This is a genomic window from Hydrogenophaga sp. (assembly GCF_011772445.1).
Classification (GTDB): Bacteria; Pseudomonadota; Gammaproteobacteria; order Burkholderiales; family Burkholderiaceae_C; genus Hydrogenophaga.
This window is the reverse complement of record NZ_WVZN01000033.1, coordinates 247-21,566: the sequence shown is the minus strand read 5'-3', so window position 1 is coordinate 21,566 and position 21,320 is coordinate 247. Positions and strand designations below refer to the sequence as shown.

Here is a 21,320-nt window from a genome sequence, read left to right as displayed (position 1 = left end):
TGGAATCAGACCGCCAGGCGCATGGCCGGCGCGCGCCAGCCCAGGAACTCCAGGTCGGCCAGGGCCAGCACGGCCACCGCCAACACCGTGAGGTAGGCCTGTCCCAGCGCTGTCACGCTGCTGTCACCGCCCCAGGCGATGGCCAGGCAGCCGACGCCCCAGACCACGTTGCCGATGATCAGCACCATCAGCGGACCGCGAGAGGGGACCACCTGGCGTGCCAGCACGGTGGACAGCGCCACATAAGCCAGCAAGACCCAGCCGGCGGCGGTGATCAGGCCTTCGGAAAGGCCGAACCAGGTGGCCAGCGACCCGGCGAAAGCCAGGTGCAGCACGGCGGCACCGGCGCCGGAGATGGCGTCCAGCGCCAGCACGCGGCGCAGGTGGGTGGTGGACAGGTGCAGGTTCGCGAGGCTCATGACGGAACTCCTGAGGGGGTTGAACATGGCGCCGATGGTGTCGGCCGCCCCGCATCGGGTCCATGACCTGTCAGGTCATGGCCAGCGCCGCCGCCCGGCCTACCATGCGCCCCATGCACGCCCACCACGCCACCCCCCTTCCCTTCGGCGACCACCTGCGCCACTGGCGCCAGCGCCGCCGCCTGAGCCAGCTCGAACTCGCCCTGCAGGCCGAGGTCTCCACGCGCCACCTGAGCTGCGTGGAAACCGGCCGCGCCAGCCCCAGCCGGGAGATGGTCATGCGCCTGTCCGAGCGCCTGCAGGTGCCGCCACGCGAGCGCAACGCCCTGCTGGTGGCCGCCGGCTTCGCGCCCATGTACCGCGAACGCGCGCTCGACGACCCGGCCATGGCCGCGGCGCGCGCCGCGGTGCAGCGCATCCTGGACGCGCACGAGCCCTGGCCCGCCCTGGCCATGGACCGGCACTGGAACCTGGTGATGCACAACCGCCTGGTGCCGCTGCTGCTGCAAGGCATCGCGCCCGAGCTGCTGCAGCCGCCCCTGAACGTGCTGCGCCTGAGCCTGCACCCCCAGGGCCTGGCACCGCGCATCCAGAACCTGCCGCAGTGGCGCGAGCACCTGCTGGAGCGCCTGCGCCAGCAGATCGCCACCACCGGTGACACCGGCCTGGCCGAGCTGGCCGAGGAACTGCGCAGCCTGCCCGCGCCCGACGGCGACGGCCACCACGCCCTGCCCGGCGAGCACCTGGGCGTGCTCATGCCCTTCCGTTTCGAGACGCCCCTGGGTGTGCTCAACCTGGTGAGCACCACCACCGTGTTCGGCACGGCGGTGGACATCACGCTGCAGGAGCTGGCGCTGGAGACTTTCTTTCCCGCCGATGAGGAAACGGCCGATCGGCTGAGGGCGCTGGCGCAGATGGCGGCCTGATCACCCAACCCTCAAGACTGGCGCGCACGGCCACTTGAGGGCCATCTGGCCGACGGTGGGCGCACGAGGCGCGCCGGAACCACCGATCGGACCGGGTGACAGAGGCGGAACCTCCATTCCAGGGTTTCCCCATGACCGCCGACGAGCTCTCCACGCTCTGCCACCGCGCCAGCCTCGAACTCAGCCTGCCTGACCCGTACGCCCTCGGCAAAGGCCACACCGTCACCCTCGACGGTGTGCACCTCGAAATCCAGCACAAGGCGCCGCGCCCGCACTTCCTGCTGCTGGCGGAGATCGCCAGGTTTTCCGACACCCAGCGCGCCGCCGTGCACGAGCACCTGCTGGCGCTGCAGCTCAGCACCGCCGACCACCCCAACCTGCGGTTCGGCTTCCACCCCAAACGCCACACCACGCTGGTGTGCCTCACGTCCACGCCGCCGCGCGGCGATGCCAGGCCAGAGGCCTGGCTGGTGCGCCTGATTCGCGACACGGCCCAACAGGTGCTGGAGTGGCGCCGCGAGCTGCGCGACACCACCGCCGCCACGCTGGACGACCAACCCCGCACCGCCGCCTTGCAGCACGCCGGGCTGCGTGCCTGACTCTGCTCCTCCCTAACTCTCCATTCGCCACCACGGGATTCTCCATGCTACGCACCAATTCCAAGTCCACGGTCATCATTCCGACCTCCGATTCTTCCCAGGGCAAGCCCATCGGCGCCGGCAATGCTCAAAAGAAGGGCCAACCCGCGGAAATCAAGAATGGCCTCTTTGACTTTGACTTTGGCCCTGACTTTGAGGGCGGCGAGCCTCAGACCTTGCACAGCGACACGAATTTGAGCCTCCAGGTGGATGCTCACAGCGCCTCCGGTTCGTCAGTCGAAACCTCGAATTGCGTCATCCCTGGGTATGTCCAGGACAGCATCGAGAACTCGCACCTGGACGCCATTGAGGGCGATTCGTCAAGCGAGGAGGCCGAGCCGGCGCCATCCCCCAAGCCGCTCCAGACCACTGCGGGATCTGCACCGCCCGCGCCGCAGTTCTCGGACGATCCGGCCATCGCCGCATTGCAAAAAAGCCAGCTCGAAAATACGAAGAGCGTGGTTAGTTATACCGAATCGCTGGATATCCTGAATCAGGCCCTGGCCGACAACCCGACGCTGCCCAGGAACAGCTTCGATTTCGTCAGGAAAATCCTTTCCGATGGCCTGAAACGCTGCACCGATCGCGCCCAGGAATTGTCCGACGGTGCGCAGCAGGCATTGGATGCGCACGCCGAACAAGCCCGCAGGCTGGCGGCGGGGGCTCAAGGCGACGGTGTGGCTGTGAGCGAGGGCGATGAAACGTTTTCGATGGATTCGATCGGGACCGTCACGGATGCGGATCTCGATCACGAATTGAATGTATTGAAAGGCCTCGTCAGCCCGTCAGCACATCAACGCGTGGAGACGGCCGTGAAAACGGCATTGAACGGAGGGCTGGAGAGCGTGGATCAAGATCTCGCCACGCTCTATCAGCAAGTCAACGAAGAGGCTGAAAAGGCGCAACAGCAGCAGGAAAACGACGAGCAACTGGCGCAGCTTGCTGCATGGCACGGCAACAACGCCGCCCAACTGGACGACCTGTTCAGTCAGCTGGAAGCGAACATCCAGGAAGAGGCGGACAGGGATTTCGACGAGGAACTGGACGATGCGCTCGCCTACGTTGAGGGCGTGAGGGCCGGGGCGAATCAGGTCGATCAACTCGATCAACTGCTGAATGACCTCGACGGTGGGCTGACAACACCCTCTCAGGTTACGTCACTATCGACGAAAAATGCCGATTCAACGCAACCGGCACAACCCGCGCCGACCAACACCGGACCGGTTGACCTCACCTCTGTCCAAAACAACTTGCTTGCAGAAGCCGAATTGCTCCTTGAGCAGGAACAAAAGGAAAAGGCCGCTCTGAGCAAAGTCACTTCGCCTCAGCATTCATCGGCCACCCAGAGCGAGTTGAAGCCTCCGGCGCTAAGCGACGATGTACTTAGAAAAATCGGCGAGGAAGCATTTCGCTACAGAACCTTGACGCTGGACGCCCTCAATGCAGAGCTTGAACTGGTGAAAAAGCGGCAACTCACAAAAAGTGAACTGAAATCTCCTGGCCTCGCCGCCGATGAAGCCAAGCGTCAGAGCCAAGCTGTCATTGCGAGATACTATCAGGAGCAGCAAGGCGTCGTCCGATCGGCCACCCAGGAATTGAATGCCATAAAGTCCAACGAAGTCATGGAATATGAACTCCCGTCACAACGTCTAAAACGAGTGGCCGAACTGGAGGAAAAGCGCCAAACAGCCTTGAACTTGATTGACACGATGAGTTTGATGATTTACCGGCTCTGGAATTGATCCTGGCAGCATCAATCAAGAAAAACGGCGCCATCCTCGCGGATGGCGCCGTTGTGCATTCAGCGCGGCCGACCGGCCGCCCGACTCAAACCGTCACACCCTTCGCCGTCTCCGCGTATTCCTCGATCTGGTCGAAGTTCATGTAGCGGTACACGCTGGCGGCGTCCTGGTTGATGATCCCCATCTCGGCGTGGTACTCGGCCACGGTCGGGATACGGCCCAGCTTGGAGGCGATGGCCGCCAGCTCGGCCGAGGCCAGGAACACGTTGGTGTTCTTGCCCAGGCGGTTGGGGAAATTGCGCGTGCTGGTGGACACCACCGTCGCGCCTTCCCGCACCTGCGCCTGGTTGCCCATGCACAGGCTGCAGCCCGGCATTTCGGTGCGCGCGCCGGCGGTGCCGAAGGCGGCGTAGTGGCCCTCCTTGATCAGCTCGCTCTCGTCCATCTTGGTGGGCGGGGCCACCCACAGCTTCACGGGGATGTCGCGCTGGCCACCCAGCAGCTTGGCCGCGGCGCGGAAGTGGCCGATGTTGGTCATGCACGAGCCGATGAAGACCTCGTCGATCTTGGTGCCGGCCACGTCGGACAGCAGCTTGGCGTCGTCCGGGTCGTTGGGGCAGCAGAGCACGGGCTCTTTCAGCTCGTTGAGGTCGATCTCGATGACGGCGGCGTACTCGGCGTCCTTGTCGGCCTCCAGCAGCTGCGGGTTGGCCAGCCACTCCTGCACTTTCTGGATGCGGCGCTCCAGCGTGCGCTTGTCCTGGTAGCCGTCCGCGATCATGTTCTTCATGAGCACGACGTTGGAGTTGAGGTACTCGATCACGGGCTCCTTGTTGAGCTTGATCGTGCAGCCGGCGGCCGAGCGCTCGGCGCTGGCGTCGGACAGCTCGAAGGCCTGCTCCACTTTCAGATCGGGCAGGCCCTCGATCTCGAGGATGCGGCCGGAGAAGATGTTCTTCTTGCCGGCCTTGGCCACGGTGAGCAGGCCGGCCTTGATGGCGGCGTAGGGAATGGCGTGCACCAGGTCGCGCAGGGTCACGCCCGGCTGCATCTGGCCCTTGAAGCGCACCAGCACGCTCTCCGGCATGTCCAGCGGCATCACGCCGGTGGCGGCGCCGAAGGCCACCAGGCCAGAGCCGGCGGGGAAGCTGATGCCGATGGGGAAGCGGGTGTGCGAGTCACCGCCGGTGCCCACGGTGTCGGGCAGCAGCAGGCGGTTGAGCCAGCTGTGGATCACGCCGTCGCCCGGGCGCAGGGCCACGCCGCCGCGGTTGCTGATGAAGGCGGGCAGTTCGCGGTGGGTCTTCACGTCGACCGGCTTCGGGTAGGCGGCGGTGTGGCAGAAGGACTGCATCACCATGTCGGCGCTGAAGCCCAGGCAGGCCAGGTCTTTCAGTTCGTCGCGGGTCATGGGGCCGGTGGTGTCCTGGCTGCCCACGGTGGTCATGCGCGGCTCGCAGTAGGTGCCGGGGCGAACGCCCTGGCCTTCGGGCAGGCCGACGGCGCGGCCGACCATCTTCTGCGCCAGGGTGAAGCCGGCCTTGCTGGCCACGGGTGCCTGCGGCAGACGGAACACGGTGGAGGCCGGCAGGCCCAGGAACTCGCGCGCCTTGGCGGTGAGGCTGCGGCCGATGATGAGGTTGATGCGGCCGCCGGCACGCACCTCGTCGAACAGCACCTCGCTCTTGAGCTTGAACTCGGCGACGGTGGCGCCGTTCTTGGTGATCTTGCCGTCGTAGGGCAGCACCTCGATCACGTCGCCCATCTCCAGCCCGGATACGTCCACCTCGATCGGCAGCGAGCCCGAGTCTTCCTGCGTGTTGAAGAAGATGGGCGCGATCTTGCCGCCCAGCGTGACGCCGCCGAAGCGCTTGTTGGGCACGAAGGGGATGTCTTCGCCGGTGGCCCAGATCACCGAGTTGGTGGCGGACTTGCGGCTGGAGCCGGTGCCCACCACGTCGCCGACGTAGGCCACCACATGGCCCTTCTTCTTCAGGTCCTCGATGAACTGCATCGGGCCGCGCTTGCCGTCTTCCTCGGGCTTGAAGGCCGCATCGGCGCGGGTGTTCTTCAGCATCGCCAGGTAGTGCAGCGGGATGTCCGGGCGGCTCCAGGCGTCGGGCGCGGGCGAGAGGTCGTCGGTGTTGGTCTCGCCGGGCACCTTGAAGACCGTGACGGTGATGGACTTGGGCACTTCGGGGCGGGTGGTGAACCACTCGGCTTCGGCCCAACTGGCCATCACTTCCTTGGCCTTGGCGTTGCCGGCCTTGGCCTTGGCCGCGACATCGTTGAAGAAGTCGAACATCAAGAGCGTTTTCTTCAGGCCTTCGGCAGCCACGGCGGCCACGTCCGCATCGTCCAGCAGCTCGATGAGCGGGTGCACGTTGTAGCCGCCCACCATGGTGCCCAGCAGCTCGGTGGCCTTGGCCTTGCTCACCAGGCCCACCGTCAGGTCGCCGTGCGCGACGGCGGCGAGGAAACTGGCCTTGACTTTGGCGGCGTCGTCCACGCCCGGGGGCACGCGGTGGGTTAGCAGGTCCAGCAGGAAGGCGTCTTCGCCGGCCGGCGGGGCCTTGATCAGTTCGATCAGCTCGGCCACCTGCTGCGCGGACAGCGGCAGCGGCGGGATGCCCAGCGCGGCGCGTTCGGCGGCGTGGGCGCGGTAGTCGGCGAGGAAGTTGGACATGGGGGGTTCTCCGTGGGGGACTGGCAAAAAAGGGGTCAGGTGAACAGGGTGTGCACCGGCTCGGGCAGGCGGCGGCCGGTGCGCTGCGCGCGCTCCAGCACCTGCCAGTAGTAGCGATAGCTGGCGCGGTCGTGCAGGCGGCCGGCCACCTGCACAGGGGCCCAGGCCGCGGCGGCGGCGCGCTCGATGACGGTGGCGGCCTCGTCCACCTCGTCGGCCGCGGGCGCAAAGGCCGCGACGATGGGGCGGATCTGGTCGGGGTGGATGCTCCACATGCGGGTGAAGCCGAGTTCGTGCGCGGCCCGGCGCGCGGCCGCCTGCAGCGCGGCCACGTCCTTGAATTCGGTGACCACGCCGTGCGCGGGCACCTTGCCGTGCGCGTGGCAGGCGCTGGCGATCTCGATCTTGGCGCGCAGCACCAGCGGGTGGCTGAACTGGCCCTGCGAGCTCATGCCGGCCGAGGGAATGGCGCCGCCGTGGGCGGAGACGAAGTCCATCAGGCCGAAGCTCAGGCTCTGCAGGCGCGGGTGCGCGGCGATGTCGAAGGCGCGGTGCACGGCGGCCGGCGACTCGATCAGCGCGTGCAGCGGCAGGTCGTGCGCACCGGCGGCGTCGAGCAAGGCAGCGGCGCGATCGAGGTCGGCCGCGGTCTCGACCTTGGGCAGCATGACGTGACACAGGCGCGCGCCGGCGCGGCCCACGATGTGCGCGATGTCGGCCTCGAAGGCCGGGTGATCGACCGCATGCACGCGCACCGCGACGCGCGCGCCGACCGGCGCGGACAGCGCGAGTTCGGTGACCAGCGCGGCGTGCTCGGCCTCGCCACCCACCGGGGCACCGTCCTCGCAGTCGAGGGTGACGTCGAACACACAGGCACCGAATTCGGCGGTGAGCTCGGCCTGCAGCGCCAGGCTTTTGCGCATGCGCGCCTCGACGCCGCTGTAGTGGTCGCACACGGGCAAGACCACCGCACCGGCCTGGGCACCGAGCAGGACCTCACGTGGGTGAACGGCGTGCGTCATGGCTTGCGCTGCGCCACGATGAACAGGCGCGGAAAGGCCAGCAGGCGGCGGCCGTCCGATCGCGCGGGATAGGCGGCATCGATGCGGCGCTCGTAGTCGGCCAGGAAGCTGGCGCGCAGCTCGGCGTTCAGCGGATCGATGAAGGGGCGCAAGCCGGTGGCACGCACCCACTCGACGATCGCGCCGGGCGAGTCCATGCGGTGCTGGTACACGGTGTGCCAGGCGTCGACCTGCGCGGCGTCCTTCGCCAGGAGGTCGTAGTAGGCCGCGATGGGCCGGCGCGGCTCGCGCAGGCGGCTGGCATCGCCAATGGCCCCAGCGTAAGCCGGCTCGGCGGCCACCTCGCGCATCAGGCGGTGACTGGGCTCGTCGAGGTTGTCCGGCATCTGCACCGCGAGCACACCGCCCGGGGCCAACTCGGCCAACAGCCGGGGAAAGAGCGCCTCGTGCCCCGGCACCCATTGCAGGGCGGCGTTGGCATAGATGAGATCGGGCGCCTGCTCCGGGCGCCAGGTCGCGATGTCGCCAAAGGAAAAGGCCACGCCCGGCAGGCGCTGACGCGCGCTCTCGAGCATGGCCTGGGAATTGTCGATGCCCGTCACCTGGGCACCGGGGTAGCGCTGCACCAGCAGCTCGGTGGAATTGCCCGGGCCACAGCCCAGGTCCACCACCCACCGCGGCGAGGCCAGCGGAACGCGCGCCAACAGCTCCTGCGCGGGACGGGTGCGTTCGTCCTCGTAGCGGCTGTAGAGCGCGGGGTTCCAGTCGGCCATCGCGGGCGGTGCGGGAATTACAGGAGGTGCTTGACGCCGTCCTGCTCGCCTTGCAGTTCGGCCAGGGTCTTGTCGATGCACTTCTGGCTGAACTCGTCGATGGCCAGGCCCTCGACGATCTTGTACTTGCCGTTCTCGGTGGTGACCGGGAAGCCGAACATCACGTCCTTGGGGATGCCGTACTCGCCGTTGGAGGGCACGCCCATGGTGACCCACTTGCCGTTGGAGCCCAGGGCCCAGTCGCGCATGTGGTCGATGGCGGCGTTGGCGGCCGAGGCGGCCGAGGACAGGCCACGCGCCTCGATGATGGCGGCACCGCGTTTGCCCACGGTGGGCAGGAACACGGTCTCGTTCCAGACCTGGTCATTGATCAGGTCTTTGACGCTCTTGCCGCCGATGGTGGCGAAGCGGTAGTCGGCGTACATGGTGGGCGAGTGGTTGCCCCAGACGGTGAGCTTCTCGATCTCGCCGACCTTGCCACCGGTCTTGGCGGCGATCTGGCTGGCCGCGCGGTTGTGGTCCAGGCGCAGCATGGCGGTGAAGTTCTCGCGCGGCAGGTCGGGCGCGCTCTTCATGGCGATGTAGGCGTTGGTGTTGGCGGGGTTGCCGACCACCAGCACCTTGACGTCGCGGCTGGCCACGGCGTTCAGGGCCTTGCCCTGGGCGGTGAAGATCTGGGCGTTGGCCGCCAGCAGGTCGGCGCGCTCCATGCCGGGGCCGCGCGGACGGGCGCCCACGAGCAGGGCGTAGTCGGCGTCCTTGAAGGCGAGCATCGGGTCACCCGTGGGGATCACGCCGGCCAGCAGCGGGAAGGCACAGTCTTCCAGTTCCATGATCACGCCCTTGAGCGCCTTCTGGGCCTTCTCGTCCGGGATCTCCAGCAGTTGCAGGATCACGGGCTGGTCCTTGCCGAGCATCTCGCCGGAGGCGATGCGGAACAGCAGGGCGTAGCCGATCTGGCCGGCGGCGCCGGTGACGGCGACGCGAACGGGCTTCTTGGTCATGGTGAAGACTCCAGGGATGGGGTTGGAAAGCGTGGCAGCCGCAGGTGCCGGCACTGCGCCAAAAAAACGCTTGGCGAGCGGGCTGGACGGTCGGGTGACGGACGGCGAGTTTACCCGGGTGAACCCTAGGCAGTCAATTTGTCTTATGTCTTATATAAGATATGATTCGACGCCCCATGTTGGCGCCGCAACGCCCTCCCATGGCCACCACGCCCCCGCCCCACGACCCCAGCCCCGACGCCAGCGCCGACTCCGTCGCGCCCGCGTTCAGCCCGCTGTACCAGCAGATCAAGGGCCTGATCCTGCGCAGCCTGCAGGCCGGCGAGTGGAAGCCCGGCGACCTGATCCCGAGTGAGGTCGAACTCGCGGCGCGCTTCAAGGTGAGCCAGGGCACGGTGCGCAAGGCCATCGACGAACTCGCCACCGACAACCTGCTGGTGCGCCGACAGGGCAAGGGCACCTTCGTGGCCACGCACGCCGAGCAGCACATCCAGTTCCGCTTCCTGCGGCTGCTGCCCGACCAGGGCACGCTGGACGAGCAGGGCCCGGCCGAGCGCCGCATCATCGACTGCCGCCGCCTGCGCGCGCCGGCCGAAGTGGCGCGCCCGCTGGGCCTGCGCAGTGGCGACCCGGTGCTGCTGGTGCGCCGCGTGCTGGCCTTCGGCGGCACGCCCGCCATCCTGGAAGAAATCTGGCTGCCCGGCGGCCCGTTCAAGGGTCTCACCGTCGACGCCCTGGCCAGCGACACCGGCCCCATGTACGCGCTTTTCGAATCGCAGTTCGGCGTGCGCATGGTGCGCGCGGTTGAAAAGCTGAAGGCGGTGGCGGCCGACGCCGACACCGCCGAACGCCTGAACATCGCCGAAGGCCACCCGCTGCTCAGCGTGGAACGCCTTTCCTACACGTACAACGACACGCCCATGGAGCTGCGGCGCGGCCTGTACCGCACCGACACCCGGCACTACCGCAATGAATTGAGCTGACCCGACGCGCACCACCATGGCGCAGTCGGGCATACCGGGCCCGACTTAGTCCATCGCTTGGTGCATTGCAATAGAATTTGCCCGCCCCGGTGACCACAGTTACCAACGGGTTACACCCCTCTCCCCGCCCGAGTGCCTTCCCCACGAAAGCCCTTCCCATGCCCGAGTTGACCCGCAAGCGGCCCGAGTTCCGCAACATCAACGCGTTCACGGACCTGACCACCTACCGGCTGCCCGCAGCCGGCTGGGTGTCGATCCTGCACCGCGTCAGCGGCCTGCTGATGTTCCTGCTCCTGCCCCTGATCGTCTGGCTGTTCGACACCTCCGTGTCGTCCGAGATTTCCTTCGAGCGCTTCACCAGCGCCTTCGCCGGCGGCGGCTGGGTGCCGGGCTGGTTCCTCAAACTCGTCGTGCTGGGCCTCATCTGGGCCTACCTGCACCATTTCATCGCCGGCGTGCGCCACCTCTGGATGGACGTAAGCCACGACGCCGTGAGCAAGCAGTTCGGCAAGACCTCCGCCGTGGTCACCCTGGTGCTGAGCATCGGCCTGACCGTCGTGCTGGGCGCCAAGCTGTTCGGCCTGTACTGATCGCCGGGAGGTCCACAACATGTCCGTCAACTACGGTTCCAAGCGCGTCGTCACCGGCGCCCACTACGGCGCTCGCGACTGGCTCGCCCAGCGCATCACCGCCGCCCTCATGGCGCTGTTCACCATCGTGCTGCTGGGGAAGGTGCTGTTCACCAGCGGCCCGCTCGGCTACGACAGCTGGGCCGCCATCTTCGCCGCGCAATGGATGAAGGCCCTCACCTTCGCCGTCTTCATCGCCCTGGCCTACCACGCCTGGGTCGGCGTTCGCGACATCTGGATGGACTACGTCAAGCCCGCCGGCCTGCGCCTGGTGCTGCACGTGTTCACCCTGGTCTGGCTCCTGGCTTGCCTGGGCTGGGCTGTTCAAGTTCTCTGGAGACTCTGAGGCCATGACCGCCACCGCTTCCCTTCTCAAGCGTCAGTTCGACGTCGTCATCGTCGGCGCCGGCGGCTCCGGCATGCGCGCCTCGCTGCAGCTCGCGCGCGCCGGCCTCAAGGTCGCCGTGCTGTCCAAGGTCTTCCCCACCCGCTCGCACACCGTGGCCGCGCAAGGCGGCATCGGCGCCTCGCTGGGCAACATGAGCGAAGACAACTGGCATTACCACTTCTACGACACCATCAAGGGCTCCGACTGGCTCGGCGACCAGGACGCGATCGAGTTCATGTGCCGCGAAGCGCCCAAGGTGGTGTACGAGCTCGAGCACATGGGCATGCCGTTCGACCGCAACCCCGACGGCACCATCTACCAGCGCCCCTTCGGCGGCCACACCGCCAACTACGGCGAGAAGGCCGTGCCGCGCGCCTGCGCCGCCGCCGACCGCACCGGCCACGCCATGCTGCACACCCTGTACCAGCAGAACGTCGCCGCGCGCACCACCTTCTTCGTCGAGTGGATGGCGCTCGACCTGGTGCGCGATGCCGAGGGCGACGTGGTCGGCGTGACCGCGCTCGAGATGGAAACCGGCGACGTGTACCTGCTCGAGGCCAAGACCACGCTGCTGGCCACGGGCGGCGCGGGCCGCATCTTCGCGGCGTCCACCAACGCCTTCATCAACACCGGCGACGGCCTGGGCATGGCGGCGCGCGCGGGCATCCCGCTGCAGGACATGGAGTTCTGGCAGTTCCACCCCACCGGCGTGGCCGGCGCGGGCGTGCTGCTCACCGAAGGCTGCCGCGGCGAAGGCGCCTTCCTCGTGAACTCCGAGGGCGAGCGCTTTATGGAGCGCTACGCCCCCACGCTGAAAGACCTGGCGCCGCGCGACTTCGTCTCGCGCTGCATGGACCAGGAGATCAAGGAAGGCCGTGGCTGTGGTCCCAACAAGGACTACGTCATGCTGAACTTCAGCTACCTCAGCGCCGACACCATCCACAAGCGCCTGCCGTCGGTGTACGAGATCGGCGTGAACTTCGCCAACGTGGACATCACGCGCGAGCCGATCCCGGTCGTGCCCACCATCCACTACCAGATGGGCGGCATCCCCACCAACGTCAATGGCCAGGTCGTCACCCCCGATGGCAACGGCGGCCAGAAGGTCGTCAACGGCCTGTACGCGGTGGGCGAATGCTCCTGCGTGAGCGTGCACGGCGCCAACCGCCTGGGCACCAATTCGCTGCTCGACCTGCTGGTGTTCGGCCGCGCGGCCGGCAACCACATCGTCCAGTACAACGACAGGAACAAGAGCTTCAAGCCTGTGCCCAAGGACGGCGCGGACATGACGCTCGCGCGCCTGGCCCGCCTGGACGCCACCACCAGCGGCGAATACGCCCAGGACGTGGCCAACGACATGCGCGCCGCCATGCAGCAGCACGCGGGCGTGTTCCGCACGCAGGCCGGCATGGACGAAGGCGTGCAGAAGATCAACGCCATGCGCGAGCGCGTGGGCAAGATCGAACTGAAGGACAAGTCCAAGGTCTTCAACACCGCGCGCATCGAGGCGCTGGAAGTGGAGAACCTCATCGAGTGCGCCCAGGCCACCATGACCTCGGCCGCCGCCCGCAAGGAATGCCGCGGCGCGCACACCGTGTACGACTACGAGCGCCCCGCCGACGACGCGCAGTTCCCGCTGGGCCGCAACGACGCCGAGTGGATGAAGCACACCCTGTGGCACAGCGCCGACAACTCGCTGAGCTACAAGCCGGTGAACCTCAAGCCGCTGACCGTCGAATCCGTGCCGCCCAAGGTCCGCACGTTCTGAGCACGCCCCCGGAGAGCCCCACATGCTTCGCACATTCAAGATCTACCGCTACGACCCCGAGAAAGACGCCAAGCCGTACATGCAGACCATCCAGGTCGAACTGGACGGCCACGAGCGCATGCTGCTCGACGCGCTGATGAAGCTCAAGGCCGTGGACCCGTCCATCTCGTTCCGCCGCTCCTGCCGCGAAGGTGTCTGCGGCTCGGACGCGATGAACATCAACGGCAAGAACGGCCTGGCCTGCCTCACCAACATGAACACGCTCAAGGGCGACATCGTGTTGAAGCCCCTGCCCGGCCTGCCCGTGGTGCGAGACCTCATCGTCGACATGACGCTGTTCTTCAAGCAGTACCACAGCATCAAGCCCTACCTCATCAACGAGGAGATCGCCCCCGAAAAGGAGCGTCTGCAGTCTCCCGAGGAGCGCGATGAGCTCAACGGCCTGTACGAGTGCATCCTGTGTGCGAGCTGCTCCACGAGCTGCCCGAGCTTCTGGTGGAACCCTGACAAATTCGTCGGCCCCGCCGGTCTGCTGCAGGCCTACCGCTTCATCGCCGACAGCCGCGACCAGGCCACCAGCGAGCGCCTCGACAACCTCGAGGACCCGTACCGTCTGTTCCGCTGCCACACGATCATGAACTGCGTCGATGTCTGCCCCAAGGGCCTGAACCCCACCAAGGCCATCGGCAAGATCAAGGAAATGATGGTGCTGCGCGCCGTCTGAGCGCCCCAACGTTTCACCCGCCCATGCACGCCACCGCCTCCGTTGACGACCTGCTCGACGAGCGCAGCCTGAGCAAGCTGCGCTGGCGGTGCCGCCGTGGACTGCTCGAGAACGATCTGTTCATCGAGCGTTTCTTCGCCCGTCACGCCGCCCGGCTGACGGTGCGGCAGGCCGATGCCTTGGGCCAGTTGATGGAGCTGTCGGACAACGACCTGCTCGATCTGCTGCTCGGCCGCAAGCCCCCCGAGGGCGCTCTCGACCGCGACGACGTGACGCAAGTGCTTGCCTTGCTGCGCGCCGCCCGCTTCACTCCATCACCCGAGGAATCCGCATGAAACCCGTCGACAACAAAGCCACCCTGACGTTCTCCAACGGCAGCCCCAGCGTCGAACTGCCCGTGTATGGCGGCAGCATCGGCCCGGATGTCATCGACATCCGCAAGCTGTACGCGCAGACGGGCATGTTCACGTATGACCCGGGCTTCCTGTCCACCGCCTCGTGCCAATCGGCCATCACCTACATCGACGGCGACAAGGGCGAGCTGCTCTACCGCGGCTACCCGATCGAGCAGCTCGCCGAGCACTGCGACTACCTCGAGGTCTGCTACCTGCTGCTCAACGGCGAACTGCCCGACGACAAGCAGCGCACCGACTTCCACAAGCTCGTGACCAACCACACCATGGTCAACGAGCAGATGCAGTTCTTCCTGCGCGGCTTCCGCCGCGACGCGCACCCCATGGCCGTGCTCACGGGCCTGGTCGGCGGCCTGTCGGCCTTCTATCACGACAGCACGGACATCAACAATCCGCAGCACCGCGAGATCGCCGCCATCCGCCTGATCGCCAAGATGCCCACGCTGGTGTCCATGGCGTACAAGTACGGCATCGGCCAGCCCTACATGTACCCGCGCAACGAGCTGTCCTACGCGGGCAACTTCCTGCGCATGATGTTCGGCGTGCCTTGCGAGGACTACCAGGTCAACCCGGTGCTCGAGCGCGCGCTCGACCGCATCTTCATCCTGCACGCCGACCACGAGCAGAACGCCTCCACCTCCACCGTGCGCCTGTGCGGCTCCTCCGGCACCAACCCGTTCGCCGCCATCGCGGCCGGCGTGGCCTGCCTGTGGGGCCCCGCCCACGGCGGCGCCAACGAGGCCTGCCTGAACATGCTCGAAGACATCCAGCGCAACGGCGGCGTGGCCAAGGTCGGCGAGTTCATGGAGAAGGTCAAGGACAAGAACTCCGGCGTCAAGCTCATGGGCTTCGGACACCGCGTGTACAAGAACTACGACCCGCGCGCCAAGCTCATGCAGGAGACCTGCAACGAGGTGCTCGAAGAACTGGGCCTGGGCAACGACCCGCTGTTCAAGCTGGCCAAGGAGCTCGAGAAGATCGCCCTGGAAGACGACTACTTCGTGCAGCGCAAGCTGTACCCGAACGTCGACTTCTATTCGGGCATCGTGCAGCGCGCGATCGGCATCCCGGTCAATCTGTTCACCGGCATCTTCGCCCTGGCCCGCACCGTGGGCTGGATCGCGCAGCTCAACGAGATGATCAGCGACCCCGAGTACAAGATCGGCCGTCCGCGCCAGCTCTTCACCGGCTCGCCGCGCCGCGACGTGCCCGGCGCCAAGAAGTGAAGCGCTCGGCGCGCACCGTCACCTGACCCTGCGCCCGCCGCGGCATCTGCCGCGGCGGGCGTTCTTTTTCGCTCCGACGCCTAAAATGTTTGCCCGGCCCGCACAGGCCCTGTGAGACAAGCCATGGGACGCACGCTCTACGACAAGATCTGGGACGAACACGTCGTCCACACCGAGGAAGATGGCACCGCCGTCCTCTACATCGATCGCCACCTCGTCCACGAGGTGACGAGCCCACAGGCCTACGAAGGCCTGCGCCAGGCCGGCCGCAAGGTCTGGCGCGTGAGTTCGGTCGTGGCCACGGCCGACCACAACACGCCCACCACGGGCTGGGAGCGCGGCTACGCCGGCATCGCCGACCCGATCAGCAAGGAACAGATCACCACGCTCGACTCGAACATTGCCGAGTTCGGTGCCGCGGCCTTCTTCCCCTTCCTGTCGCAGCGCCAAGGCATCGTGCACGTCATCGGGCCTGAGAGCGGCGCCACGCTGCCGGGCATGACGGTCGTCTGCGGCGACTCGCACACCACCACGCACGGCGCCTTCGGCGCGCTGGCGCTCGGCATCGGCACCAGCGAGGTCGAGCACGTGCTGGCCACGCAGACGCTGCTGGCGAAGAAGGCGAAGAACATGCTCATCAAGGTGGACGGCGCGCTGGTCAAGGGCGTCACCGCCAAGGACATCGTGCTGGCCATCATCGGCCGCATCGGCACCGCCGGCGGCACCGGCTACACCATCGAGTTCGCCGGCAGCGCCATCCGCGCGCTGTCCATGGAAGGCCGCATGACGGTCTGCAACATGGCCATCGAGGCCGGCGCGCGCGCCGGCCTGGTGGCCGTGGACGACAAGACCATCGACTACGTGAAGGGCCGCCCGCTCTCGCCCAGCGGCGTGGAATGGGACCAGGCCGTCGCCTACTGGCGCACGCTGCACTCCGACGCCGACGCCAGGTTCGACACCGTGGTCGAACTCGATGCCACGAAGATCGTCCCGCAGGTCACCTGGGGCACCTCGCCCGAGATGGTGCTGGGCATCGACGCCCGCGTGCCCGATCCCGACAAGGAGAAGGACGCCAGCAAGCGCGGCGCCATCGAGCGCGCGCTGCAGTACATGGGCCTGGAGCCCGGCAAGCCCCTGAACGACATCTCCATCGACAAGGTCTTCATCGGCTCCTGCACCAACAGCCGCATCGAGGACCTGCGCGAGGCCGCGGCCATGGTCAAGAAGCTGGGCCAGAAGGTCGCGAAGAACGTGCGGTTGGCCATGGTGGTGCCGGGCTCGGGCCTGGTGAAGGCCCAGGCCGAACGCGAAGGCCTGCACGAGATCTTCAAGGCCGCCGGCTTCGAGTGGCGCGAGCCCGGCTGCTCCATGTGCCTGGCCATGAACGCCGACCGGCTGGAGCCGGGCGAGCGCTGCGCCTCCACCAGCAACCGCAACTTCGAAGGCCGCCAGGGCGCTGGCGGCCGCACGCACCTGGTGTCGCCCGCCATGGCGGCGGCGGCAGCGGTGCACGGCCACTTCGTGGACGTGCGCACCCTGGCCTGAGCCTTCAAACCAAGGAGACCCGCATGAAAACCTCCGTCTGGACGATCACGGCGCTGACCTTGTCGCTGGCATTGGCGGCATGCAACACCTGGCAGGGCGTCAAGGAAGACGCCAAGGACGCCGGCCATGCCGCCGGCCGCGGCATCGAGAAGGCGGGCCAGGCCACGGGTCGCGGCATCGAGAAAGCCGGCGAGAAGATCCAGGAAATTTCCAAGTAACCGATCCATCGACATGCAGAAGTTCACTCTCCACAAAGGGCTGGTCGCCCCGATGGACCGCGAGAACGTCGACACCGACGCGATCATTCCCAAGCAGTTCCTCAAGTCGATCCGCAAGACGGGCTTCGGCCCCAACCTGTTCGACGAGTGGCGCTACCTCGACAAGGGCGAGCCGGGCCAGGACCCGGCCTCGCGCAAACCCAACCCCGACTTCGTGCTCAACCAGCCGCGCTACGCGGGCGCGTCGGTGCTGCTGGCGCGCAAGAACTTCGGCTGCGGCTCCAGCCGCGAGCATGCGCCCTGGGCCATCGACCAGTACGGCTTCCGCTCGGTGATCGCGCCGAGCTTCGCCGACATCTTCTTCAACAACTGCTTCAAGAACGGCCTGCTGCCCATCGTGTTGCCCGAAGCCACGGTCGCACGCCTGTTCGATGAAGTGGCCGCCTTCCCGGGCTACGAACTCACCATCGACCTGGAGCGCCAGGTGATCGTCGAACCGAACGGCCAGGAGATCCCGTTCGACGTTCAGCCCTTCCGCAAGTACTGCCTGCTCAACGGCCTGGACGACATCGGCCTGACGCTGCGGCACAAGGACAAGATCGCCCAGTACGAAGCGCAGCGCCTGGCCACCAAGCCCTGGCTCGCCCACACCCTCAACGGCTGACCTCCACAGTTCATGAAAATCGCAGTTCTCCCCGGTGACGGCATTGGCACCGAAATCGTCGCCGAGGCGGTGAAGGTTCTTCAGGCGCTCGACCTCCAGTTCGAAATGGAAACCGCCCTGGTGGGCGGCGCGGCCTACGAGGCCCACGGCCACCCGCTGCCCGAGTCCACGCTCAAGCTGGCCCAGCAGGCCGACGCCGTGCTGTTCGGCGCCGTGGGCGACTGGAAGTACGACAAGCTCGACCGCCCGCTTCGGCCCGAGCAGGCCATCCTGGGCCTGCGCAAGCACCTGGGCCTGTTCGCCAACTTCCGCCCGGCCATCTGCTACCCCGAACTGGTGGGCGCCTCCACGCTCAAGCCTGAGGTCATCTCGGGGCTCGACATCCTCATCATCCGCGAGCTCACGGGCGATATTTACTTCGGCCAGCCCCGGGGCCGGCGCACCGCGGTCGATGGCCACTTCCCCGGTGCCGACGAAGCCTTCGACACCATGCGCTACAGCAAGCCCGAGATCGAGCGCATCGCCCACGTGGCCTTCCAGGCCGCGCGCAAGCGCAACAAGAAGGTCACCAGCGTCGACAAGGCCAACGTGCTGGAAACCTTCCAGTTCTGGAAGGACGTGGTGACCGAGGTGCACGCCCAGTACCCCGACGTGGAGCTGGAGCACATGTACGTGGACAACGCCGCCATGCAGCTGGTGCGCGCGCCCAAGCAGTTCGACGTGATCGTCACCGGCAACATGTTCGGCGACATCCTCTCCGACGAGGCGGCCATGCTCACCGGCTCCATCGGCATGCTGCCCTCGGCCAGTCTGAACGCCAGGAACCAGGGCCTGTACGAACCCAGCCACGGCAGCGCGCCCGACATCGCGGGCAAGGGCGTGGCCAACCCGCTGGCCACCATTCTCAGCGCGGCCATGATGCTGCGCTTCAGCCTGAACCAGCCCCAGGCCGCCGAGCGCATCGAAGCCGCCGTGAAGGCGGTGCTGGCGCAAGGCCTGCGCACGCCCGACATCCACAGCGAGGGCACCACCAGGGTCGGCACCGCCGAGATGGGTGCGGCCGTTGTGCAGGCGCTGCGCTGACCAAGGCCGGGGCCTTGCGCGCCTCGGCATCCACTACAATCCTGCACCATGTTTGCCGCCCGCCCGTTCGCCTTGAACATCGCATCCGCCGCCACGGCGGGTGTGGCCGTGCGCGCAATCTCCACCAAAACCACGACCATTAAGGGCTGACTCAGCCTGGTTCGTCGTGCGCCCTCCCCGGCCAGACGAGCCGGGCAAGTCGGTCCGGTCTGGACCCGATGACTTCAACGAAAGGGCGTTTCTCAATGAGCAAGTTGGTTGGACTGGTTGGCTGGCGCGGCATGGTCGGGTCGGTCCTGATGGATCGCATGGCCGAAGAAAAAGACTTCGACCTCATCGAGCCGCTGTTCTTCTCCACCTCCAACGCGGGCGGCCAGGCCCCCGCGATGGCGAAGAACGAAACCAAGCTGCAGGACGCGAACGACATCGAGGCGCTCAAGCGCTGCGACGTCGTCATCACCTGCCAGGGTGGCGACTACACGAACGACGTCTACCCCAAGCTGCGCGCCGCCGGCTGGAAAGGTCACTGGATCGACGCTGCCTCCAGCCTGCGCATGAAGGACGACGCGGTCATCATCCTGGACCCGGTGAACCTGCCGGTCATCCAGAACGCGCTGGCCAAGGGCGGGCGCGACTGGATCGGTGGCAACTGCACCGTGAGCTGCATGCTCATGGGTGTGGGCGCGCTGTACAAGGCCGGTCTGGTGGAATGGATGAGCACCCAGACCTACCAGGCCGCCAGCGGCGGCGGCGCGCAGCACATGCGCGAGCTGCTCACGCAGTACGGCACGCTCAACGCCGAGGTCAAGGCCTTGCTCGACGACCCCAAGAGCGCCATCCTCGAGATCGACCGCAAGGTCATCGCCAAGCAGCGCGCGCTGTCGGGCGCCGAGGTCGCCAACTTCGGCGTGCCCCTGGGCGGCTCGCTCATCCCCTGGATCGACAAGGACCTGGGCAATGGCATGTCCAAGGAAGAGTGGAAGGGCATGGCCGAGACCAACAAGATCCTTGGCCAGGGCGAAGGCTTCGGCACTGCCGCCGTGCCGGTGGACGGCTTCTGCGTGCGCGTGGGCGCCATGCGCTGCCATTCGCAGGCCCTCACCTTCAAGCTGAAGAAGGACGTGCCGCTGGCGGACATCGAGGCCATGATCGCCGCCGACAACGAGTGGGTGAAGGTGGTGCCCAACACCAAGGAAGACACGCTGCGCGACCTCACGCCCGTGTCGGTGACCGGCACCATGACCATCCCCGTGGGCCGCCTGCGCAAGATGGCCATGGGCCCCGAGTACCTGGGCGCCTTCACCATTGGCGACCAGTTGCTCTGGGGCGCGGCGGAGCCACTGCGCCGCATGCTCCGGATTTTGTTGCAGGCCTGAGCGGCCTCCGACCGGGCAACCGCCGCCCGGCCTCGTTGCGGGTGTGCAACGAGGTCGGGTGGTCTCGACGGGACGAACGGTAGGCTCCCAAACTCAAGCGGATTCTCAGCTTGTAACCGTAATCCGTTGATGCTATGGTCATTTCTCGGTTTTTCCCATCGAGGTTCCAGTGCCACCCCACATCCGACACACCCCTTCGCCGTCGACCTCGTCCGTGTCGGAACACACAAATCGGCGGGGGCTGACCGGCCTGCACGCCATCGCGGCCGCCGCGCTGGTCTCCACCCTGGCCCTCCACCCGCACGACGCACTGGCCCTGGCCCTCGGGCGGGTCACGGTGCAGTCGGCCCTGGGTGAGCCCCTGCGGGCCGAAATCGACGTTCCCGACATCAACGCCGCCGAGGCCTCCAGCCTGCGCGTGACGCTCGCCCCCGGCGACACCTACCGCGCCGCGGGCGTGGACGTGAACCCTGCCCTCAACGGACTCGAGATCACGCTGCAGCGCCGCCCCGATGGGCGCTCCTATCTGCGCCTGCGCGGTCCGAACGCGGTCAACGAGCCCTTTGTCGACCTGATCGTCGAAGCCAACTGGGCCACCGGCCGCCTGGTGCGCGACTACACCCTACTGTTCGATCCGCCCAACCTGCGGGCGTCCACGCCTCAGCCGGCGCCCATCGCGCCGCGCGCCACCGCGCCCGTGCCGGCACCCGCTCCCGCACGCCCGCCCGCTGCCGCGGCACCCTCCCCCACGCCCGCCCCCGCACCTGCCGCACCGGTCACCGCCGCCCCACGCCCGGCGCCTGCCCCCGCTCCCGCAGCCGCACCGGCGCCTGCACCGGCCAGCGAAGCGCAGCGCCAGATCACGGTGCAACGCGGCGACACGGCCGGCGGCATCGCCATGGCGAACCGCCCGGCGAACGTGTCGCTCGATCAGATGCTGGTGGCCATGCTGCAGGCCAACCCCAACGCTTTCATCGACGGCAACGTCAACCGCATCCGCGCCGGTGCGGTTGTCGACCTGCCGTCCCGCGCCGAGGCAGCCGCCGTCGACGCCAGCGAAGCCCGCCAGACCATCGCCGCGCAGAGCCGCGAT

21 protein-coding genes are annotated in these 21,320 nt (G+C 67.2%); 16 read left to right on the top strand and 5 right to left on the bottom strand.

The window, feature by feature from the left end:
• Nucleotides 1–5: 5 nt before the first annotated feature.
• Nucleotides 6–419 (bottom strand): hypothetical protein, encoded by a 414-nt coding sequence (locus GTO19_RS13940; protein ID WP_291021616.1) that lies wholly within the window; start codon nucleotides 417–419, stop codon nucleotides 6–8.
• A gap of 104 nt (nucleotides 420–523) precedes the next feature.
• Here GTO19_RS13940 and GTO19_RS13935 point away from each other — a divergent pair, with 104 nt between their 5' ends.
• The 3 genes from GTO19_RS13935 (at nucleotide 524) to GTO19_RS13925 (ending at nucleotide 3,725) form a co-directional block, all read left to right on the top strand.
• Entirely contained in the window at nucleotides 524–1,345 is an 822-nt protein-coding gene (locus GTO19_RS13935) for a helix-turn-helix transcriptional regulator (RefSeq protein WP_291021654.1), read from the top strand.
• 131 nt (nucleotides 1,346–1,476) lie between these two features.
• Nucleotides 1,477–1,944 (top strand): hypothetical protein, encoded by a 468-nt coding sequence (locus tag GTO19_RS13930; RefSeq protein ID WP_291021615.1) that lies wholly within the window; start codon nucleotides 1,477–1,479, stop codon nucleotides 1,942–1,944.
• Nucleotides 1,945–1,988: 44 nt separating this feature from the next.
• Nucleotides 1,989–3,725, top strand: coding sequence for a hypothetical protein (locus tag GTO19_RS13925; RefSeq protein ID WP_291021614.1), 1,737 nt, complete (start codon nucleotides 1,989–1,991; stop codon nucleotides 3,723–3,725).
• Nucleotides 3,726–3,810: 85 nt separating this feature from the next.
• Here GTO19_RS13925 and acnB read toward each other — a convergent pair whose 3' ends face one another.
• From acnB to GTO19_RS13905, 4 genes are read right to left on the bottom strand one after another with little or no spacing between them, the layout of a single operon-like run.
• The gene (gene acnB, locus GTO19_RS13920) at nucleotides 3,811–6,411 is read right to left on the bottom strand and encodes a bifunctional aconitate hydratase 2/2-methylisocitrate dehydratase (RefSeq protein ID WP_291021613.1); all 2,601 of its coding nucleotides are present in this window, start codon (nucleotides 6,409–6,411) and stop codon (nucleotides 3,811–3,813) included.
• 35 nt (nucleotides 6,412–6,446) lie between these two features.
• Nucleotides 6,447–7,433, bottom strand: a complete 987-nt coding sequence (locus GTO19_RS13915) for an aldolase/citrate lyase family protein (RefSeq protein ID WP_291021612.1) — start codon at nucleotides 7,431–7,433, stop codon at nucleotides 6,447–6,449.
• Nucleotides 7,430–8,206, bottom strand: a complete 777-nt coding sequence (tam, locus tag GTO19_RS13910) for a trans-aconitate 2-methyltransferase (RefSeq protein WP_291021611.1) — start codon at nucleotides 8,204–8,206, stop codon at nucleotides 7,430–7,432. Before tam ends, GTO19_RS13915 begins: the two co-directional genes overlap by 4 nt.
• 17 nt (nucleotides 8,207–8,223) lie before the next feature.
• Nucleotides 8,224–9,210, bottom strand: a complete 987-nt coding sequence (locus GTO19_RS13905; protein ID WP_291021610.1) for a malate dehydrogenase — start codon at nucleotides 9,208–9,210, stop codon at nucleotides 8,224–8,226.
• Nucleotides 9,211–9,410: 200 nt separating this feature from the next.
• Here GTO19_RS13905 and GTO19_RS13900 point away from each other — a divergent pair, with 200 nt between their 5' ends.
• The 13 genes from GTO19_RS13900 to GTO19_RS13840 all read left to right on the top strand — a co-directional run.
• On the top strand, nucleotides 9,411–10,193 hold the full coding sequence (locus tag GTO19_RS13900; protein ID WP_291021609.1) for a GntR family transcriptional regulator: 783 nt from the start codon (nucleotides 9,411–9,413) through the stop codon (nucleotides 10,191–10,193).
• A gap of 158 nt (nucleotides 10,194–10,351) precedes the next feature.
• The gene (sdhC, locus tag GTO19_RS13895) at nucleotides 10,352–10,783 is read left to right on the top strand and encodes a succinate dehydrogenase, cytochrome b556 subunit (protein WP_291021608.1); all 432 of its coding nucleotides are present in this window, start codon (nucleotides 10,352–10,354) and stop codon (nucleotides 10,781–10,783) included.
• Nucleotides 10,784–10,802: 19 nt separating this feature from the next.
• Nucleotides 10,803–11,168, top strand: coding sequence for a succinate dehydrogenase, hydrophobic membrane anchor protein (gene sdhD, locus GTO19_RS13890; protein ID WP_291021607.1), 366 nt, complete (start codon nucleotides 10,803–10,805; stop codon nucleotides 11,166–11,168).
• Nucleotides 11,169–11,172: 4 nt separating this feature from the next.
• Complete coding sequence (gene sdhA / locus GTO19_RS13885) at nucleotides 11,173–12,978, top strand: succinate dehydrogenase flavoprotein subunit (protein ID WP_291021606.1); 1,806 nt, start codon at nucleotides 11,173–11,175, stop codon at nucleotides 12,976–12,978.
• 22 nt (nucleotides 12,979–13,000) lie between these two features.
• Nucleotides 13,001–13,702, top strand: a complete 702-nt coding sequence (locus GTO19_RS13880; RefSeq protein WP_291021605.1) for a succinate dehydrogenase iron-sulfur subunit — start codon at nucleotides 13,001–13,003, stop codon at nucleotides 13,700–13,702.
• A 23-nt stretch (nucleotides 13,703–13,725) separates the two neighbouring features.
• Nucleotides 13,726–14,037 (top strand): succinate dehydrogenase assembly factor 2, encoded by a 312-nt coding sequence (locus GTO19_RS13875; RefSeq protein ID WP_291021604.1) that lies wholly within the window; start codon nucleotides 13,726–13,728, stop codon nucleotides 14,035–14,037.
• On the top strand, nucleotides 14,034–15,341 hold the full coding sequence (locus GTO19_RS13870; RefSeq protein WP_291021603.1) for a citrate synthase: 1,308 nt from the start codon (nucleotides 14,034–14,036) through the stop codon (nucleotides 15,339–15,341). Before GTO19_RS13875 ends, GTO19_RS13870 begins: the two co-directional genes overlap by 4 nt.
• A 123-nt stretch (nucleotides 15,342–15,464) precedes the next feature.
• On the top strand, nucleotides 15,465–16,886 hold the full coding sequence (gene leuC, locus GTO19_RS13865; RefSeq protein ID WP_291021602.1) for a 3-isopropylmalate dehydratase large subunit: 1,422 nt from the start codon (nucleotides 15,465–15,467) through the stop codon (nucleotides 16,884–16,886).
• Nucleotides 16,887–16,909: 23 nt separating this feature from the next.
• Nucleotides 16,910–17,104, top strand: coding sequence for an entericidin EcnAB (locus GTO19_RS13860; RefSeq protein WP_291021601.1), 195 nt, complete (start codon nucleotides 16,910–16,912; stop codon nucleotides 17,102–17,104).
• A 13-nt stretch (nucleotides 17,105–17,117) separates the two neighbouring features.
• Nucleotides 17,118–17,768 (top strand): 3-isopropylmalate dehydratase small subunit, encoded by a 651-nt coding sequence (gene leuD, locus GTO19_RS13855; RefSeq protein ID WP_291021600.1) that lies wholly within the window; start codon nucleotides 17,118–17,120, stop codon nucleotides 17,766–17,768.
• A gap of 12 nt (nucleotides 17,769–17,780) precedes the next feature.
• Nucleotides 17,781–18,851: a 3-isopropylmalate dehydrogenase gene (gene leuB, locus GTO19_RS13850; RefSeq protein WP_291021599.1), complete on the top strand. Its 1,071-nt coding sequence runs from the start codon at nucleotides 17,781–17,783 to the stop codon at nucleotides 18,849–18,851.
• 245 nt (nucleotides 18,852–19,096) lie between these two features.
• A complete protein-coding gene (gene asd / locus GTO19_RS13845) occupies nucleotides 19,097–20,227 on the top strand; it encodes an aspartate-semialdehyde dehydrogenase (RefSeq protein WP_291021598.1) in 1,131 nt (376 codons plus the stop codon).
• 214 nt (nucleotides 20,228–20,441) lie between these two features.
• The coding region (locus tag GTO19_RS13840; RefSeq protein WP_291021597.1) for a FimV family protein at nucleotides 20,442–21,320 on the top strand (879 nt) is incomplete at its 3' end.